This window comes from Allobosea lathyri (assembly GCF_900108245.1).
Taxonomy (GTDB): domain Bacteria; phylum Pseudomonadota; class Alphaproteobacteria; order Rhizobiales; family Beijerinckiaceae; genus Allobosea; species Allobosea lathyri.
This window is the reverse complement of the sequence record NZ_FNUY01000018.1, coordinates 1-18,207: the sequence shown is the minus strand read 5'-3', so window position 1 is coordinate 18,207 and position 18,207 is coordinate 1. Positions and strand designations below refer to the sequence as shown.

Annotated in this window: 14 protein-coding genes, 1 tRNA gene and 1 pseudogene; 12 read left to right on the top strand and 4 right to left on the bottom strand. The window is 60.5% G+C overall.

The genetic code is table 11. The features are described 5' to 3' along the window. Positions 1-4: 4 nt before the first annotated feature. A complete protein-coding gene (locus C4S73_RS26060) occupies positions 5-844 on the top strand; it encodes a DUF429 domain-containing protein (protein ID WP_103875509.1) in 840 nt (279 codons plus the stop codon). Here C4S73_RS26060 and C4S73_RS26055 read toward each other — a convergent pair. Together C4S73_RS26055 and C4S73_RS26050 are read right to left on the bottom strand one after the other, a co-directional pair. After that, the gene (locus C4S73_RS26055; RefSeq protein ID WP_146071515.1) at positions 825-1,529 is read right to left on the bottom strand and encodes a hypothetical protein; all 705 of its coding nucleotides are present in this window, start codon (positions 1,527-1,529) and stop codon (positions 825-827) included. The two genes, C4S73_RS26060 and C4S73_RS26055, sit on opposite strands and share 20 nt — an antisense overlap. A 113-nt stretch (positions 1,530-1,642) precedes the next feature. Continuing rightward, positions 1,643-2,362 carry a DUF2971 domain-containing protein gene (locus C4S73_RS26050; RefSeq protein WP_103875507.1) on the bottom strand — a complete coding sequence of 240 codons (720 nt, stop codon included), beginning with the start codon at positions 2,360-2,362 and terminating at the stop codon, positions 1,643-1,645. A gap of 266 nt (positions 2,363-2,628) precedes the next feature. Between C4S73_RS26050 and C4S73_RS26045 the strand changes: the two genes are divergently transcribed. Then, positions 2,629-3,624: a site-specific integrase gene (locus C4S73_RS26045; protein WP_103875506.1), complete on the top strand. Its 996-nt coding sequence runs from the start codon at positions 2,629-2,631 to the stop codon at positions 3,622-3,624. 224 nt (positions 3,625-3,848) lie between these two features. Beyond that, entirely contained in the window at positions 3,849-4,214 is a 366-nt protein-coding gene (locus C4S73_RS26040; RefSeq protein ID WP_103875505.1) for a hypothetical protein, read from the top strand. Positions 4,215-4,265: 51 nt separating this feature from the next. On the opposite strand, the gene C4S73_RS28080 is transcribed toward C4S73_RS26040, so the two are convergent. Further along, positions 4,266-4,763: a hypothetical protein gene (locus C4S73_RS28080; RefSeq protein WP_146071514.1), complete on the bottom strand. Its 498-nt coding sequence runs from the start codon at positions 4,761-4,763 to the stop codon at positions 4,266-4,268. Between the two features lie 703 nt (positions 4,764-5,466). On the opposite strand from C4S73_RS28080, the gene C4S73_RS26030 reads away from it, so the two are divergent. Then, positions 5,467-5,952, top strand: a complete 486-nt coding sequence (locus C4S73_RS26030) for a hypothetical protein (RefSeq protein ID WP_146071513.1) — start codon at positions 5,467-5,469, stop codon at positions 5,950-5,952. Between the two features lie 988 nt (positions 5,953-6,940). On the opposite strand, the gene C4S73_RS26025 is transcribed toward C4S73_RS26030, so the two are convergent. Further along, positions 6,941-7,303 carry a hypothetical protein gene (locus C4S73_RS26025; protein ID WP_103875561.1) on the bottom strand — a complete coding sequence of 121 codons (363 nt, stop codon included), beginning with the start codon at positions 7,301-7,303 and terminating at the stop codon, positions 6,941-6,943. Between the two features lie 306 nt (positions 7,304-7,609). On the opposite strand from C4S73_RS26025, the gene C4S73_RS26020 reads away from it, so the two are divergent. The 8 genes and pseudogenes from C4S73_RS26020 to C4S73_RS25985 all read left to right on the top strand — a co-directional run. Next, entirely contained in the window at positions 7,610-8,641 is a 1,032-nt protein-coding gene (locus C4S73_RS26020; RefSeq protein WP_103875502.1) for a restriction endonuclease, read from the top strand. Positions 8,642-8,712: 71 nt separating this feature from the next. Beyond that, on the top strand, positions 8,713-10,287 hold the full coding sequence (locus C4S73_RS26015) for a type I restriction-modification system subunit M (RefSeq protein WP_103875501.1): 1,575 nt from the start codon (positions 8,713-8,715) through the stop codon (positions 10,285-10,287). After that, positions 10,284-11,474 carry a restriction endonuclease subunit S gene (locus C4S73_RS26010; RefSeq protein WP_146071512.1) on the top strand — a complete coding sequence of 397 codons (1,191 nt, stop codon included), beginning with the start codon at positions 10,284-10,286 and terminating at the stop codon, positions 11,472-11,474. The genes C4S73_RS26015 and C4S73_RS26010 overlap by 4 nt, the downstream gene beginning before the upstream one ends. Positions 11,475-11,480: 6 nt before the next feature. Next, complete coding sequence (locus C4S73_RS26005) at positions 11,481-14,900, top strand: DEAD/DEAH box helicase family protein (protein ID WP_103875500.1); 3,420 nt, start codon at positions 11,481-11,483, stop codon at positions 14,898-14,900. Positions 14,901-14,980: 80 nt separating this feature from the next. Continuing rightward, positions 14,981-15,472, top strand: coding sequence for a hypothetical protein (locus C4S73_RS26000; RefSeq protein ID WP_146071511.1), 492 nt, complete (start codon positions 14,981-14,983; stop codon positions 15,470-15,472). A 130-nt stretch (positions 15,473-15,602) separates the two neighbouring features. After that, positions 15,603-15,679 (top strand) — tRNA-Arg (locus tag C4S73_RS25995). 709 nt (positions 15,680-16,388) lie between these two features. Continuing rightward, positions 16,389-17,480: a COG3904 family protein gene (locus tag C4S73_RS25990; RefSeq protein ID WP_103875498.1), complete on the top strand. Its 1,092-nt coding sequence runs from the start codon at positions 16,389-16,391 to the stop codon at positions 17,478-17,480. A gap of 354 nt (positions 17,481-17,834) precedes the next feature. Next, positions 17,835-18,207, top strand: a pseudogene (locus C4S73_RS25985) (DDE-type integrase/transposase/recombinase); the annotation flags it as partial.

Here is an 18,207-nt window from a genome sequence, read left to right as displayed (position 1 = left end):
CCAAGTGACCTCCTGCTCCTGGACGATCGTTGGCTTCGACTCGGCCTGGACGGATAAGCTCACAGCACCTGGAGCCGTCTGCGCCATTCGATCCGACGCCCAGAGGCGACGGTCCTCGTCCGAACCGCAGTTGGCGACCTTTGACCAGGCGCTTGAATTCATCGCGGCGGAGCGTGCACGTTGCGACGTCTGTATCGTTGCGCTTGACCAGCCTACGATCGTGCCCAACCTAACGAGCATGCGCCCCGTCGACCGTGTCGCGGCGTCGTTGATCTCATGGTTGGGCGGCGGCGTTCAGCCTGCCAATCGCTCGAAGATTGGCATGTTCGACGATGCTGCTCCGGTCTGGCGCTTCAAGAATCGGCTGGGCGCGGATGACGATCCCGAAGCTGCCCGATCGGCGAGCAGCGGATTGTTTCTGATCGAGGTATTCCCTGCCCTCGCACTGCCATCCCTGGAGGCAGCCTATTTTGGCCGGCTACTCGCGCCTCGCTACAATCCTGAGAAGCGTCGGCGTTTTCGTTCGCCAGACTGGTCCAGGGTCTCCGAGGCGGTTCGGCGGCATGCGTCCATGGAGATCGTCCCGGAACTCGCGTTATGGGCGCAGAAGGCCAGCTCGCTGGCTGCGCCGAGAAAGGGCGATCAGGATAAGCTCGATGCAGCAATCTGTGCGCTGGTCGGCCTTCTGTGGCGCACGAAAACGCGCAACGAATCGATCATGATTGGGGATCTGGAAACTGGCTACATGATCGCGCCGGCGAGTGCCGGAGTGAGATCCAGGCTCAAGTTGGCGGCGCTCAAGTCGGGCGTTACAATTGATGGCGCTACCGCTGTTGCGCCGTGACTACACTCTCTAATCGCTCGATGAGCCTTTTGAGTTGGTCAACGGCCGCCGTATCATGCGGCTTTCCGTAGACAACGTTGAACCAGGTGTTCTGCTTTTCGATGTAGGCAATACGAGCCCTGAAGTCCGGCAGTTTTTTCGGCGGAAAGAACTGCATGAGCGCCTGCCATGCTGTGATCGAAACCATCACCAATTCCTGAATGCACTGTTCGAGCAGGCTCGGCACAAGGAACGGGCCCATGTGAGCATCGGCATTCGGCTCAGGCCGGAGCATCGCGAAGCCCGCGAAGGTCGGATGACCGCACAAGACGCATAGTCGTTTGTAATGTGCCGCGCGCTTCTTCTCGGTGAAGCCATCGCGCTTATCCAATTCGTCGCGGATAAAGGATGGCCCGAATACCTTTTGACGCTTGTCCTCGGGAGTGGTTTTCCACTTCTGGACAAGTTCGGGGTCTGTCCTCAGATAATCGAGCAGCCAACCGCTCTCCATGATGTAACGGATCTGCAATCCGGATGACTGGTAGTAGCCACCGAGCATCAACTTGAAGGCCGAAGCCATCGAATTAAAGATGCTGGCACCGACGAGCATCACGACTACCCGATCCTCACTCATGTCCGGTGTGTTAATGCGAACATATTGCAGCATGTCCATACAGGTCTCGACCATGGACACATGCAGCGACATGCTCTCGCTTGCCTCAATTAGCGCGACGGTTCTCGCTCGCAGCTCCTCTTCACCGCTATGCAGGAGGAATAGATTTTCAGGGATTGACGCCAATCAGCTCACCTCAAATTTCGTCAAATATAAATTGATTCACTCCCATGCCTCACTGAAGTATTATCAAAAGCTATACGATAGCCACGCAAATTCATTTCCGACAGCGTAATGCCCAGGGGATTTATTCGGCGAGAGATAAGCTCTTTCGCTCTCGGGTCGATTCGGCTACCAACATAAACTGTCTTGATTACACTTGCCTTGTTATAGCGCATAGAGCCGGTGCGGGAGGTAAATAGCCGCCATTCTCGCTCGTAGGACCACTTTTGGCTCTTCGATGATAGGACGCGCCTCACCGAGGTCTCAAGATCAGCGCGTGTCAAAGACAATCTCGGGTGACTTTCGGAATAAAATAATCTTGTAAATTGAGCGTCGTCGACAAGCGAATCTCTGAGATCAGAGAAATCATAAGCTAAGCAGATCCCCCGAAATTCGTCGGCATAGTGCGCCCACATGAGTTCATTTGTCGGAGTCTCACTAAAGCAGCAAATGCCAGTGCTTTCTTTATGCCATTTCATCTGTTCCAGTATTCTTTTCTTCCCGGGGTCTATGTTTTTTCCAGCGCTGAAGACCCCTTCCATCGGGTCATTCATGCCTTGGAAAGACGAAGCCCATATGTAGCCCTGCGCGATTGCGCCAAGTTCCCGATCAAGCACGACGTCATCAGCCTCTCCGATGCGGCGAAGGCTCCGATACCTGTAAAGTTGGCTCGGTATGACGTAATTGACGATGTTGGCCGGCATGCGACTCCCCCCTGGCTACACTTAGCAGCCGCATGCCGGTTGGAACAGCTGAGAGCATTGCCTACCGAAGGCACACGAGATCCACGCGACGATCGCCGGAAGCCCTTGATCCTGCTGGGTGCATTCGAGCCGTCTTCATCGGGGTCTCGTGCCGCGGCACACTCGCGCCACATACAGCTCGGGATTTCCCGTGCCGGGTCCGGAAACCTCCTTGGCTCCGGGGTGCCGGCGTCCTCTATTGATCGGATGAACAGGACCGATCCGCAATGGCGACCATACGTAAGCTTAGAGGCCGTTGGCAGGCGCAGGTGCGTCGTCGTGGCATGGCACCCAGGGCCAAGAGCTTCGATCAGAAGTCCGACGCTGAGAAGTGGGCGCGGTCCCTCGAGAGCGAGCTCGATCGCGCCGGCATGCTGCCAGACACTCGCGTAGCTGAATCTACCGCGCTGCGGGCGATCCTCGAGCGATACATGCTCGAGGTTTCGCCAAAGAAGCGCAGCGCGCACACCGAGATCTCGCGGATCAAGGCTCTAGTTCGGCGACCTATCGCTCACCGGACGCTTGCACTGCTGTCGTCGTCGGATCTCGCGACCTATCGTGATGAGCGACTTCGAACCGTGTCGCCCTCAACCGTCATCCGCGAGCTGAATACGATCAGCCATGCGATCGACACTGCGATGCGTGACTGGGACGTCTATCTGCACCGCAATCCCTGCAAGCTCGTGCGACGCCCGAGCCCACCGAGAGGGCGCAACCGCCGCCTGCGCGACGACGAGGAGCAGAAGCTTCTCGACGCTGCCGACAGCGGTAGAAACATCTACATGCGCGACCTCATCGTGTTGGCGATCGAGACCGGTATGCGTCGGGGCGAGTTGCTGTCTCTCGACTGGGAGCACATCGACCTGGATGCGCACATCGCGCACCTGCCGCTGACAAAGAACGGGGATTCCCGTGACGTGCCACTGTCCTCCCGTGCACAAGACGTGTTGCAACGACTCTGGGAGGGGCAAGGAAGCCCCTCAGCGGGGCGAGCGCTACCCACCTCAGAGAGCGCCGTCGTGCAAGCCTGGAGTCATCTGTGTGGCCGCGCCGGGATATCGGGTCTGCACTTCCACGACCTACGCCACGAAGCGGTCTCCCGCCTCTTCGAGAAGGGCTTCAACGTGATCGAAGTCGGGACGATCTCGGGCCACAAAGAGCTGCGCATGCTCGCCCGCTACGCACATCTGCGTGCTGGGGATCTTGTCGCGCGCCTGGGCTAAACCCAAAAAGTCGAAGTCCTAGATTGACGCGCTTTTGCTCAACAGGATGCCGGCTAGCTGCCGCTCGGCCTTGTCCTACCCTTGGCTACCAAGGGCGGCCAGAGCGGCTGTGCATCGGCGCACGGTGGTCGAGTCAAATTCCCACCACTATTCCAGCGCGGGTGACTAGGCCGACCTGACCGGTCCGATAGACGCATGATCTCGACCTCCAGGAGATCAAGATCATGAACCTAGTCAGCATCACCGTCGCAGCCCTGTCGACCGTAAGCGCCTTGGTATCGTCGCCAGCCCTGGCCGCGGACTTTACCCGCCTGGACGTGCTGGCGTTGGTCAATCGCGACGCACACGCCTGGATGATCGACGCCGACAATTCCAGGCTGGACATCGAGTTTCTGCGCATCCCAAGAGCCAGGACAGAGATCGGAAAGGTATGCGGGCCGGTTGTTTCCCTCCGCCGCCAACCATCGGTCGCTGCCAAGGGATCTTACGTCGCCTCGTTGATGCTCGAAAATGGAAAGCTCCACATCGTCGGGATGACGGCGCTTTTCATGTCGATCGATGAACTGATGGCTGGCGACCTATGTCGCTGATGTTGCGCGAACGCAACATTTGGACCGGAAGGCGTTTCCTCCAGACGCATATCACGACGCGATCGCTATAGCATAGTCGTTGGGAGTTTCTCGGACACCTTCTGGCGCGAACGCGAGTTCGCTTTCGTCCGTTTTAGAAGGAGTCACGCTGTGCAGAATCAAACCGTCAAGACGAAAACGACGGGACGACGCCGGCAGGGGCGGAATAAGAGCTCCGGCACGGATCTCCGATCCCAGGTGATCGAGGTCATCAAAAGTGCGCCTGCGGATGATGTTCGGGCTGAACTGATCCAGGTCGCGGCCGAAATCCGCTCTGAGCGAATGAAAATCCTCGAAGCCAAGAGGAGCAGCTGGCTCAAGCGCAAGCATGACCAGCGGCTCCGGAGAAATAGAAGGAGGATCGAAAAGCTCTATCGCGTCGCCGCGCTTTTGGGCGTTTATGTCGGTCAGTCCAAGCGTTTGTCGGCCGCCACGCTTGTGAACAGGGCGGCTGACAACGCCGCGGCTCGACATGGGTTGAAACCTGAAGCGGTCGAGATCAGGTCGCATGGAGAGCTTCGCTACATCTCACTGCGCTGCGCTAGCGATCTAGAAGCGCTGTATGCTGAAACGCCTGCCGGAAGACTTGCGCTTATCGGTGTCTGTGCCGGGGCGAGCGCCAAGATGCTCGACAGGATCCGGCGCGCGCGCCAGCCCTATCGCGCTACGCTGGACAGCCGTGATCGAGTCCACGGTGAGAACGAGAACAATGAGGCACTGCGCGGGGCGGCCGCCTAGCTGTATTCCCGACCGAAGAGGGCGCGCACCGCTCCCTCTTCGGCCCGAGGGAGGGAGGAGCAGCCAGGAGGACCGGCGAAGAGGTGCGGCCGGGTCGTGATGAGGTCAGCTTTAGCAACCGCACCCACAAAGTCTCTTGTGTGTTCTAAGTCTCGGCAGCCCATTTTGACGCCGGAAGCTCTATTGGTGAGCTCCTCCTCCTCCGGAAGAAGATTTTTCAGCACCGAAGGTGCTGGCAAGGCCGAAGGCCGCGCAGGGCGAGCGCAGCGAGCCGGGAGCAGCATCAATCATGACTCCGCACCAAATTCATTCCCGGAGAGGGGCACCCGGTCACGCTTTTGGGATAATCCACAAATATGTAAGTCATAGAAGCTTATCTTATATATACTATATATAGGAAAATATACCGAAAGCGTGACATTTGTGCGCTACCTCGGGCAAACCGCTATATCGTCTCCAGAAGCTGGAGGCAGATATGGACGGTCAAGCGACATCTCCGGGTGCGGTGGACGCAGACGAAGCGATTGCTGGTGGCGTAAGCGCTTACAAGCGTATGATCGCTGACGCCATCCAAGCGCGGAGCGAGAAGCAATACCAGAGCCACCGGAAATTCGAGCGCGCTGTCGATCGCAACACTTACATGCGGGAGCGGAAAGCGGAGGGCAAGTCCGTTCGGGCCTACCGTTCAATCAAGATCGAAGAGCGCTTGCCTGGCGAGGATGATCCGGCATTTCGCGCGCGCATTCGTCGAGAACGCCGGCGAGAAGCTGAAGGCAAGCCAGGGGGCCCGCGTGGCTACAAGGACCTATCCGGCCTGACTCCCGAACAGAAGGCGCAACGCAAAAAGGAGCAGGCTGCGGAACGAAAGCGGAAACAGCGTGGCAAAACCACGCCGGCTGGGAGCGACGGGCTTACCAGCCTCGAAATCAAGGCGGCACTCGCCGACCTTGACTTGAGTTGATGGCCCTTCGGGTGTCATAGCCGCGTTAGCAGAAAGAGCGTCCGTTCTGGCCTGCGCCGCATGTTACCTGGTGGAGGTCAGTGTCGATCTACAAATGCCTGCAATGCTGCGATTAGGTCTGAGTCTAGGCGTTGATCGCGATTGAGCGCGCGGCTAATATTTGCGTCGAGCCGCGACCGGCCGAGTTCGTTCATCACATTGCCCATCTTGATGCGCGTGTCGCAATGATCGTTTCGATCCGCCGCTTTCCTTGTAGTGTCAGCCGCCGGTGGACATCGGCAATTGGCACGCTCGCTACGTGCGGTGCCGTGCCGCCACTGGACGAAACAGAAAATCGGCTTGCTCGATGGCGCTAGCCCTGTTCCACGCTCGCATAAGCACATGAATCTGCTTCGGCTGAGTTCGAACACCAGCAGCCAGGATCGCCGCGGACGCGCTCTTGAAGTGCCCGGCGAGATAATGGGCATAGATCGTCGGCTCTTTTTCTGAACCAGCCCCAGGTAGTAGGAGTGCGCCGATTGCAGGGCGATCCTCGCCTAGAATCGCGTTGGTAAACATTTTGGGCAACATACGGTCAACCTTTTGAGGTTCGAGAGCCTCGAAATAGGTATTCCGTGGAGACTAATGGGCAACATATCCGGCCGAAATGACGTCGATCTTGCCCGAAAGGTTGCCCGTATGTTGCCCGTATGTTGCCCAAAAAGCAGCGTTTCGAAAAAAGTGCGGTGCAAGCGAGAAAATTGCCCATGATTGCGATGAAGCCAGGTTTACCGGCGCGCCGACTGGTAAACCTCGCGAGGAACGCGCCCATGCTCAATTCTGTGCTTTTCCGGTGTGTCCAGGTCAACGTCGACCCCATAGGCAATACCCTGTCGTGCCGGCGAATAGGGCGTCCCATGCGTTACGTCAGACAATCGACGTTGTGTTAGGAAACTCGTCCTTGGCTTCAAGTGGCCCAGGTGGGAGGTGATCCTCATCATCCGTGGATTCAGCTACGGATCTCGGTCGTCATCCCCCAGCTACGGATGGGCCAGGAGCCATCGGCGCCATCTTCGATTGAAAAATAGAACTCCTTGAAGCGCCCGGTTTCGAGTAAACGCAGCATGTCTGAAAACTGCGGTCGCGTGACCTCTAGGGAGAGATGGAGAACGGGAATTGGTTCCGCTTTCGAGCTGAACATCACGCCGGCATCAGGGGACTCCGTTTTCATCGGTGTAGGAGCCCAGCACATAACGACCCCCGGCCATCGGAATTTTTTGTCCGGGGGAAGGAGCGTCGCGGCGACGATCAGATAGGTGAACTCGACTGATTGTCGCGGCGGCCCTGACTGGACCGCTTGGCCGAAATGCACGCGAGGTGTCCCAACCAGGTCTCCAGTCCAGCTGCCAGGGATGATGTCCGGAAGATGAAACACTCCCGGCTTCTTCCGATTTGGTGCCATCGCTTCGCCTCGCGTGTCAGGTGGTCACAGGCAGCATTGGCCGTCTCGCCGCAAGAGGAGCTGCTCGTGGGCTGAGGAGCCAGCCAGGGACTCGCCCCGGGCGGCGTGCGGCGGGTTTTATCCGATATTCGTCTCCGCGCTTGCGTGCTCGTTTTGGTCATTGTGTGCACCAGACTTCGCCCCTAGGTTCCCGCCTGGGCAATGGGGCGACCGCTAATGGCTGTTCAACCGGTGGTATGGGGCGTGCACATGGGTTGGCACGTCGATGGCAGACCTGTGGACGAAGGCTATGTCGCGATCGGTTGGCCGGCGCTCGGTGATCTGCGCGCCTACGCTGCGGACCGCGAGGTCTTCAAAGCTGCGCTCGCACGGCAGTCCGGCGAAGGCAGCGCGGGGGCTGTTCCCGTCCAGGCTGGCGTCCTGTTCCGCTTCGTCCATGAAATGAAGGCGGGTGACATTGTTGTCTACCCTTCCAAGCATGATCGGATGGTCAACATCGGGCGCTTCACCGGCGAGACCAGCTATGTCGAGGGCGATCGTGACGAATATCCCAACCGCCGTCATGTCGCCTGGCTCGGGAGCTTCCCACGCAACGACTTCAGCCAAGCAGCCCTCAATGAGATCGGATCTGCGCTGACGCTGTTCCGCGTTCGGCGCCACGCCTCGGAGTTCCTGGCGAAGGTCGGTCTTCTGGCTCCCGAGAGCGACGCAGCGCCGGCATCCGATGTGACCGAAGAGGTCGCCGACGATGATGCCGCGACGGTCTCAGTCTCGCGCCAGGCCGAGGAGACAACCGCGGATTTCGTCATCCGCCGGATAACCGGAGAGCTCTCCGGTTACCAGTTCGAGGAATTGGTCGCGCATCTCCTCGAGTGCATGGGCTACACGGCGCGGGTGACCGCTCGCTCGGGCGATGGCGGGGTCGATGTCATTGCCCACATGGACGCGCTCGGCTTCCAGCCACCGATCGTCAAGGTCCAGTGCAAGCGCGTGACCAGCCAGACCGGCAGCCCCGAGGTTAACCAGCTGCTCGGGACCCTCGGGGAGGGCGAATTCGGCCTGTTCGTCAATCTCGGCTCCTACAGCCGCAGCGCGGTCGAGTTGGAGCGCAATCGTCCGAAGCTCCGGCTGATCAATGGCGAGCAGTTCGTCGAGCTGGTTCAGCAGCACTACGGCAAGCTCGCGCCGCGCTATCGCTCGCTCATCCCGCTCAAGCAGATCTATGTCCCGGACCTGCCCCAGGCCTGATGGCTGTAGGAGCAGAGCCGGGGATGACCTAACCTCGCCAGCACAAGACGACACGGATTCGCGGAGACGGCATGGTCACGGGTGAGTTGCGCAGCAAGATCGATGCTGTGTGGAATGCGTTCTGGGCGGGCGGCATCGCCAACCCGCTCGAGGTCATCGAGCAGATCACCTATCTTTTGTTCATGCGGGGCCTCGACGAGGCGCAATTTCTCGAGGAGCGCAGGGCGACGCGCACCGGCCAGCCCATGCGCCGGCATATCTTCCCGGCCGGCAAGGACGGCATCGGCAAGGCTGGCGGCGTCGCCTTCGAGGATCTGCGCTGGTCGAAGCTCAAGAACAATGCCCCGGCACAGATGTTCGCGCTCGTCTCCGAGCACGTCTTCCCGTTCCTGCGCTCGATGGCCGAGGACGACAGCGCCCACGCCACCCATATGAAGGGCGCGCGCTTCACGATTCCCACGCCAGCGCTGCTGGCCAAGGTCGTCGATCTCCTGGCCGAGATACCGATGGACGATCGCGACACCAAGGGTGATCTCTACGAGTATATGCTCGGCAAGATCGCCAGCGCCGGGCAGAATGGCCAGTTCCGCACGCCGCGCCACATCATCGCGCTGATGGTCGAGATGACGGCACCTGGCCCGAAGGACGTCATCGTCGATCCCGCCTGCGGCACCTGCGGCTTTCTGGTCGCGGCCGGCGAATATTTGCGCGATAATCACCCGCGCCTGTTCCAGGAGCCGGAGAGCCGCGATCATTTCCACCAGGAGATGTTTCACGGCTTCGACTTTGACGGCACCATGCTGCGCATCGGCTCGATGAACATGGTGCTCCACGGCGTCGACAATCCCGACATTCGCTACAAGGATTCGCTTGCCCAGGAGCATGGCGGCGATGCCGACCGCTATTCGCTCGTGCTCGCCAACCCGCCCTTCGCCGGCTCGCTCGATTACGAGACGACCGCCAAGGATCTGCTCTCGGTCGTCAAGACGAAGAAGACCGAGCTGCTCTTCATGGCGCTGTTTCTCAAGCTACTGAAGCCCGGCGGGCGCGCGGCGGTGATCGTGCCCGACGGCGTGCTCTTCGGCTCCTCGACCGCGCACAAGGCGATCCGCAAAATGCTGGTCGAGGATCATCGGCTCGACGGCATCGTCAAGCTGCCGTCCGGCGTGTTCCGGCCTTATGCCGGCGTCTCGACCGCGATCGTGTTCTTCACCAAGACCAATTCTGGTGGCACCGACCAGGTCTGGTTCTATGACTGCCAGGCCGATGGCTTCTCGCTCGACGACAAGCGCAACCCGCTGCTGCCGGCCGAGAAGCTGGGGCCCGCGCCGGGCTCCTGGCAGAGCGGCCATTTCGTCAACCTGGCGCTGGACGAGGCGGAGCAGGCGAAAAACAACCTGCCCGACATCGCCGCGCGCTGGCTGGAGCGAGGGCGAGCCGAACGAGAACGTCCGCGCACGGCCCAGAGCTTCTGCGTGCCCAAGGCCGAGATCGCGGCGGCCGGCTACGATCTCTCGCTCAACCGCTACAAGCAGGTGGTGCATGCGGCGAGCGAGCACCAGCCGCCGAAGGAGATCATCGCGGAGCTTAAGGTTCTGGAGCAGGAGATCGCCGAGGGGCTGGCCGAGTTGGAGGCGATGCTGTGAGCTGGCCGGCGGTCGCCATTGGAGAAATCGTAGCTGATCTCCGTAGTGGGTTCGCAAGCGGCGGGGATGATCCAGAGGGGGTCGTCCAGTTCCGCATGAACAATGTGGAACGAAGCGGCGAGCTCAATTGGAGCAAGTTGCGACGTGTTCCGCGGTCCAAGGCCCGGAAGGACTTGCTAATCGAGCCAGGTGACATTCTTTTCAACGCAACAAACAGCCCGGATCTTGTTGGCAAGACCGCTCTTTTCTGCGGCTTCGACGAGCCCGTCACGTTCAGCAACCACTTCCTTAGACTGCGTTCCAAGCGTGACACGGTCGATCCGACCTATTTGTCGCGCTGGCTGCAAAGAGAGTTTGCGCACGGCAGATTTGCCGCCATGTGCCGGAGCTGGGTCAACCAGGCGTCCATCACCAAAGATCAACTGGCATCACTCGAAATCCCGCTCCCCCCGTTCGACGAACAGCGGCGGGTCGCGGCGATCCTGGACAACGCGGATGCGATGCGCCGCAAGCGCAAACGCGTGCTCAAACTGCTCCGCAACCTTGGCGAAGCTCTTTTCCGAGATACGTTCGTGATCGCCGAAGAGGGCTCATGGCCGACTGTGACGGTCGGTGACTTGGCTAAAGACATGCGCACCGGGCCTTTCGGCAGCCAGTTGCTACATTCCGAGTTCGTTTCGGAAGGGGTCGCGGTTATTGGTATCGACAACGCGGTATCGAATGAATTTCGTTGGGCCGAGCGCCGATTTATAACCGAAGAAAAATTTAAGACGCTGCGCCGTTACCAAGTATATCCAGGTGATCTGATAATCACAATCATGGGAACGTGTGGGAGATGTGCGATCATCCCCGAAGACGTTCCTACTTCGATCAATACGAAGCACCTATGTTGTATCACTCTCGATAAGACCAGATGCTTGCCCGAGTTTCTGCATGCGGCATTTCTCTGTCATCCTGATATTAAGAGGCAACTTGGCGTGCAGGCAAAAGGGGCTGTTATGCCTGGGCTGAATATGGGCATCATAAAGTCACTCGCACTACGTTTGCCCCCGTTGCGGCTACAGCGTCAGTTCGTGGAGAAGCTTGAAATGATAGCCGTTCAAAGCGTGATGGCCGAAGCTTCAGAGGCACATTGCGCAGGCCTCTTCTCCTCCCTCCAGCATCGCGCCTTCACCGGCCAGCTCTGAGGCGCCATGTCCAACTTCGCTTTCCTCGCCGCCGAATTCCCCGCTGTGCACGAGGCGGCGCTGGAGGCTGAGAGGCAGGCGGGCGTCTCGCCGACAGCGGCAGCCTTCTTCGCCGGCAAGGCGGTCGAGGTGGGGGTGAAATGGGCGTTCCGCAATGATCCCGGGCTGAAGCTGCCTTATCAGGACAACATCGCGGCGCTGCTGCACGAGCCGAGCTTCCGCCGCGCCGCCGGCGAGGCGGTGTTCGCCAAGGCAAAATACATCAATTCGCTGCGCAACCGCGCTGTGCATGAGGAGAAGACGATCCGCCCAGCCGATGCGGTTGGCGCGGTGCAGGAGCTCTTCCATGTTTGCTTCTGGTTGGCGCGCACCTATGCGCGGGACGCCAAGCCTGTGGACGGCCTGACGTTCGACGCGTCGCTGCTTTCGCGTCGCGACGACATCCTCAAGAAGAGCTTCGCCCACATCAAGGCGCAGCAGGCCGAGCTCGACGCTAGGAATGGCGAGCTGACGCGGCTGCTCGCCGACCGCGAGAGCCTGGACGCCGAGCTCAGGCGGCTGCGGACCGAGGTCGGCGCCGCGCGCAAGGCCGCGGATGCCAGGCCCGACGACCACGACTACAACGAGGCGCAGACCCGCGACCGCTATATCGACTTGCTTTTGCGCGAGGCCGGCTGGGCGCTCGACCGCACCGACGACATCGAGTTTCGCGTCGAGGGCATGCCGAATGCGGAAGGCGTTGGCTTCGTCGACTATGTGCTCTGGGGCGCGGACGGCAAGCCGCTCGGTCTGGTCGAGGCCAAGCGCAGCCGGCACGATGCGCGCAAGGGCCAGCAGCAGGCTAAGCTCTATGCCGATTGCCTGGAGGCGCGCTTCGGCCAGCGGCCTGTGATCTTCTATTCCAACGGCTACGAGCACTGGATCTGGGACGACACGCGCTATCCACCGCGCCAGATCGGCGGCTTCTACAAGCGTGATGAGCTGGAGCTGGCGATCCAGCGCCGCGGCAGCCGCAAGGCGCTCGGATTCGAGCCGATCAACCGCAAGATCGTCGAGCGGCACTATCAGCACCGGGCCATCCGCGCGATCGCCAAGAGCTTCGAGCAGGACCACGAGCGCAAGGCGCTGCTCGTGATGGCGACCGGTTCCGGCAAGACCCGCACGGTCATCGCGCTGGTGGATCTCCTGATGCGCGCTGGCTGGGTCAAACGCGTGCTCTTCCTGGCCGACCGCGTCGCGCTGGTGAACCAGGCGACGGGAGCCTTCAAGGCGCATCTGCCGGATTCCGCGCCGGTTAACCTCGTCACCGAGCGGACGAGTGAGGGCCGCGTTTTCCTCTCGACTTATCCGACGATGATGAACCTCATCGACGGGAAGCAGGACGGCAAGGCCAAGTTCGGGCCGGGCCATTTCGACCTGATCGTCATCGACGAGGCGCATCGCTCGGTTTACCAACGCTTCCGCGCGATCTTCGCCTATTTCGATTCATTCTTGGTCGGGCTGACCGCGACACCCAAGGATGAGATCGACCACAATACCTATTCGCTGTTCGACCTCGAGGACGGTGTTCCCACGGATGCCTATTCATTAGACGAGGCGGTCGCCGACGGGCATCTCGTGCCGCCTGTGGCGATCTCGGTGCCGCTCAAAATCGTGCGCTCCGGCCTGCGCTATGACGACCTCAGCGAAGACGAGAAGGACCAATGGGACAGCCTGGAATGGGGCGAGGAGGAGATCCCCGACTCAGTCGAGGCGGCCGAGGTCAACAAGCGGCTGTTCAATATCGACACGGTGGATCTGGTCATTGCCCATCTGATGACCAACGGCATCAAGGTCGAGGGTGGCGACAGGCTCGGCAAGACCATCATCTTCGCCAAGAATCAGGCTCATGCCGACTTCATCTCGCAGCGCTTTGACCTGGCCTATCCGAACCATGCCGGCCATTTCGCGCGCATCATCACCTACAACAGCGGCCCCTATGCCCAGACCCTGATCGACGACTTCTCCAAGCAGTCGAGTGCGCCGCACATCGCGATCTCGGTCGACATGCTCGACACCGGCATCGACGTGCCCGAGGTGGTCAACTTGGTCTTCTTCAAGCAGGTGCGCTCCAAGACGAAGTTCTGGCAGATGATGGGCCGCGGCACGCGGCTCTGCCCCGATCTGTTCGGTCCGGGCCAGGACAAGGAGTTCTTCCGCGTCTTCGACTACTGCCAGAACCTGGAATTCTTCGGCGCCAACCCAGAGCTCAAGGAGGCGAGCACGGCCAAGACGCTGTCGGAACGCCTGTTCGCGGCCCGGCTGGACCTGGTCATGGCGCTCGATGGCAAAGCTGGCGAGCGGCCGCCCGGCCTGGAGAGCGGTGAACAGGCCTCTTACGAGGCTCAGGGCGGCGGGTCCCCGAGCGCGGCCGAGATCCGCGCCGACGCGCTCAGGACGCTGCAGGGCATGGTCGCCGGTCTCAACCGGGACAACTTCATCGTCAGGCAGAACCGGCGCGCCGTGGAGGCCTACAGCGCTCCAGAAGCTTGGGGCGCGCTCGACGAGCACAAGCGTCAGGAACTGCTATCCGAAATCGCGCCCCTGCCGTCGTCGCAGCGCCTGGGCACCGAGGAAGCCAAGCGCTTCGACCTGCTGATGTTCTCGCTGGAGCTGGCGCTTCTGCGCGGCTCCAAGCGCTTCCCCGACCTGCGCAAACAGCTGATCGAGATCGCCTCGGCGCTGGAGGAGCAGACCGGCATCCCGGCGATCGCCCAGCAAGCGATGCTGATCGAGGAGATCCAGACCGATCTGTGGTGGGAAGGCGTCACGGTCCCGCTGCTGGAGCTGGTCCGGCTGCGCCTGCGCGATCTCGTCCAGCACGTCGAGAAGGGCAAGAAGGCGATCGTCTATTCGGACTTCGCCGATGAGATCGGCGAGGGCGTCGAGCTCGAGCTGCCCCAGGTCGGCGAGGCCGACTTCGCACGCTTTAAGGCCAAGGCGCGCCACTTCCTTAGGAAGCACGAGGACCACATCGTGCTGCACAAGGTCCGCCATGGACGCCCGCTGACGCCGACGGACCTGGCCGAGCTCGAAAAGATGCTGCTCGACGCCGGGATCGGCGACGCGGCCGACATCACGCGTGCCAGGGAAACAAGCCAGGGCTTCGGCCGCTTCGTGCGCTCGCTGGTCGGGCTCGACCCGCAGGCCGTCAGCGCAGCCTTCAGCGAGTTCATTGCGCCCGGCACCGCGACAGCCGCTCAGATCGAGTTCATCGGCATGATCATCGAGCATCTGACCCACCAGGGCACGATGGACCCCAGTCTGCTCTACGCGCGGCCCTTCATCGACCTGGCGCCGACGGGGCCGGAGCAGGTATTTGACGAGCCGAGGGTCGGGAAGCTCTTCTCGACGATTCGTGAGCTGAACGAGAGTGCGGTTGCATGACGCTACGAGACATACCCCAGCCGACGGACGAGCTCGTGCCTGAGTCAACAGCACGGTCGAGCCTTGCGGAGGCTGTGCCCTTGATCGCCGAGGCTATCATCGGTCTGCTTCGGCAATACAAATCCGCACCAGCTGACGTCCGTGGCACGCTCGCTGCGATGCTTCGTTGGATGGCACGGGATCTCGAAAGGTATGTGGTGCCCGGTGTATCACGTGCCGCTCAAGCTCGCGCCGATGAACTGGAGCTGGGTGATCTATCCAAATTTCACTGGGGGCATCAGCGAGCCGCCATGAAGGATCCCACGCGTGAGATCTTTCATTGGGAGCACGTTGTCCCCGTTAGTGACATCGTGCAGGCATTGGTGGCGCTAGAAAACCCAATGCCGTCGACAATCGCTCCGATCCTTATGCGCGCCGAAATAGCCTGGATCCTCAAAAGCGAAGACAAGGTGCTGCGCAGGAGAGGCCGCCCAGATCCTCGCGCCGCATACGTCGCAGCCGGGATCGAGCTACTCGCCTGGTCGCAGAGCTCAAGCGATACGGAGGATCCCTCACAGCCGACGGTCTTATAGCTGCCCCGCCACAACCGCGGCGCGCCCGACACGATACGAACGTGTGACCGTTGCCGCCTCGGCCCTTGCTCCTTCATCCAAACGCTTGTTGCCGAGCGTCCGGCAATCAGCTATCCACCTCCCACGGATTGCGCCCGTAGCTCAGCTGGATAGAGCGTTGCCCTCCGAAGGCAAAGGTCACACGTTCGAATCGTGTCGGGCGCGCCATTTAACTCTCTGATGTTATTGGTGTTTCTGTTTCTGTTCGTGTTTTGGTGGCTTGGGCCTGCTCTGGGAATAGCCACGGGATAGCCACAGCACCGTTTCTGAAGCATTCCGTTTTTTGGCAACGGGACTAAGGCCCACATCCGACAGCAGGCCTTCGCACCTGCAGTGGGAATAGCGGAAGTGCAGAATTCCGTGCCCGTAGTATGAAATTCAGAAAGCCAGGCCCCGACAAGGGGCTGAGCCAGGCCCCCTATGGGGCCTAAACCGGATCAGTCTAAGGCCCTTGCGAGGGCCTACTGTCCTAGGTCATGCAGGGGCCTACATATCTAATTTTGGGGAGGCCCGATGTTCTCCGGGACGACGCCGTGAAGTTTGTCAAGCTACTGCCTTGGCTGCCTTGGCCTAAGCCGCCTTTGCCTCTGCGCGTCCGATGTGTTTGGCAGACCGAACGGCGGCGGCGTTCTCCGGTGGTGCCCATGCCTCACCTAGCGCCGTGACCCGGGTCCAGTGGTCTGCGCGCAGGGAGACTTCCCCCATCCCGCACGACAGATCGGCCATAGACGTAAGTCAGTTTTTGATAGCGGCTCGGGCTGTGGTACGCGGATGTGACGGCCGGCCACCCTACGTCAGCGGTGCCATCGGCGCACATGCCCTGGTTTTGCCATTCGGAGAGTGACCATCGCTTATGCAGAGGACCGGTATACCTCCCGTGCCCAGATCATTCGAACGTCGGCTCCGCATCCTGAAAATCGTCGTCGGCGCGACCCTGGCGGTCATGGGCTGCGGAACTGCGTCGGCGATGGAGTTCTCCGAGCATTTCAACGGCGCGACGCGTGTCGATGCCGAGAGCACGTGGATCTACGCGGACGGCGAGATCACCGACGAGACCCCAGCGAAGTTCGAGGAATTCCTGAAGACAGCCACGATCTGGAAGCGGCAGCGCATTGTTCTGAATTCGGGCGGCGGCAACGTCATCGGCGGCATCCGGTTAGGCGAGATCATCCGGAAGAACGGCTTTCGGACTGCGGTGTCGAAGACAGTCAAGACGGCCAACTTCTCTGAACCTTCACCCGGTATCTGTGCGAGCGCATGCGTCTTCGCATTGGCTGGCGGGATCGAGAGGGATGCGAGCGAAGGCAGCCGTGTCGGTGTCCATCAAATGGGTGTCGATTTCGTCCGGCTCTACGGTGACAAGCCGGTCTCGATCGAAGACCTGACGCAAAACTTCTCCATGCCTCAGAAAGCGCTCAGCTTGGTCCTGACGCACTTCATCTCGATGGGCATCGCCCCCTCGATCATCGAGATGATGAACGAGAAAAAGGCCGACGAAATGAAGTGGTTGACGATCGAGGAGATCCGTCGGGCCAACATCGCGTTCGCTCCGAACGCATTCGAAAAATGGCAGATTGAGGCCTACGGCAAGGGGGTCGTCGCGTTTGCCCGGTCGAAGGATGCTCGCAAGCAGCTAACGATCTTCTGCCGTGCGAAGGACACCCGGTTCACGCTGACTGCACGCGGAGCGCCTTACAGCACCGATTTCGTGAAGGACACCGCCAATTTCGAGGATATCCACGTCGCGGGGAAGACGATCCTTCGCAAGGACATCAAGCTGGAGGTCAAAGGCGACCTGCTGACCATCTCCGGTCCATGGACGGGTGAATTGGCTGCTACTGATGCGCGCGCCACGATGAGCCCGTTCGGAGTAGTCGGCACCATCCGCGACATCTACAGCCTCTATGGCTTCAACAACCAAGGCTTCGAGCAGAGCGTACGCTTGGCGGGACAGAACTGCATAGCGTGAACGTCGCGGGGCCAGGCCGCGTTGCCTTCATGCAGCCTCCTCAAGCAGGTTAGAGCGTGGGAGATGCGGCCCAGCTCCTTATGATAGCGATTCGTTTTTTCGCTGCTGGCGGGGCATGCTCTAGCCAGGCGATGGGGGCTAATCGGAATGGCTGGGACGGCTAATCCCGCGGCAGTGGCGACCGCGATGACGACGGCTGACTGGGCCCTGATCGTCTCGCTGTTTTCGTTCGCGGTGTCCCTGTCCGGGTTTGTCTGGGCGATCTGGTCGAAGTGGGTCCACCCGAAGGCCAGGGTGAAGGTCTCGATCGCGGTGATGCAGATCATCACCGACGAGCCGCCCGACACTTTCATCGGCTACTATGGCTATCGCCGGATCGCAGCGATGCTGCGTTCGTCAGGTTGGGCCGTGAACGTCAAACGTGTCGAGAGGATCTGGCGGTGCGAAGGGCTCAAGGTGCCTGCAAAGCAACCGAAGAAAGGCCGCTTATGGTTGAACGATGGATCCTGCATGCGGCTGCGACCGGAGCATCCCAATCATGTCTGGTCCTACGACTTTGTCGAGGATCGCACCCATGATGGCCGGAAGTTCCGCATGTTGAACGTGGTCGACGAGTTTACCCGCGAATGCATCGCGATCCGGATAGACCGGAAGCTCAAGTCCACCGATGTCATTGACGTCTTGTCGGACCTCTTCATCCTGCGCGGCGTGCCGGGGCATGTTCGTT

Bases quoted from the DNA above. Each gene is read 5' to 3' on its own strand.
- C4S73_RS26055 (WP_146071515.1), bottom strand. From the start codon at position 1,529: ATGTCGCTGCATGTGTCCATGGTCGAGACCTGTATGGACATGCTGCAA.
- C4S73_RS26050 (WP_103875507.1), bottom strand. From the start codon at position 2,362: ATGCCGGCCAACATCGTCAATTACGTCATACCGAGCCAACTTTACAGG.
- C4S73_RS26045 (WP_103875506.1), top strand. From the start codon at position 2,629: ATGGCGACCATACGTAAGCTTAGAGGCCGTTGGCAGGCGCAGGTGCGT.
- C4S73_RS26040 (WP_103875505.1), top strand. From the start codon at position 3,849: ATGAACCTAGTCAGCATCACCGTCGCAGCCCTGTCGACCGTAAGCGCC.
- C4S73_RS28080 (WP_146071514.1), bottom strand. From the start codon at position 4,763: ATGCGACCTGATCTCGACCGCTTCAGGTTTCAACCCATGTCGAGCCGC.
- C4S73_RS26030 (WP_146071513.1), top strand. From the start codon at position 5,467: ATGGACGGTCAAGCGACATCTCCGGGTGCGGTGGACGCAGACGAAGCG.
- C4S73_RS26020 (WP_103875502.1), top strand. From the start codon at position 7,610: ATGGCTGTTCAACCGGTGGTATGGGGCGTGCACATGGGTTGGCACGTC.
- C4S73_RS26015 (WP_103875501.1), top strand. From the start codon at position 8,713: ATGGTCACGGGTGAGTTGCGCAGCAAGATCGATGCTGTGTGGAATGCG.
- C4S73_RS26005 (WP_103875500.1), top strand. From the start codon at position 11,481: ATGTCCAACTTCGCTTTCCTCGCCGCCGAATTCCCCGCTGTGCACGAG.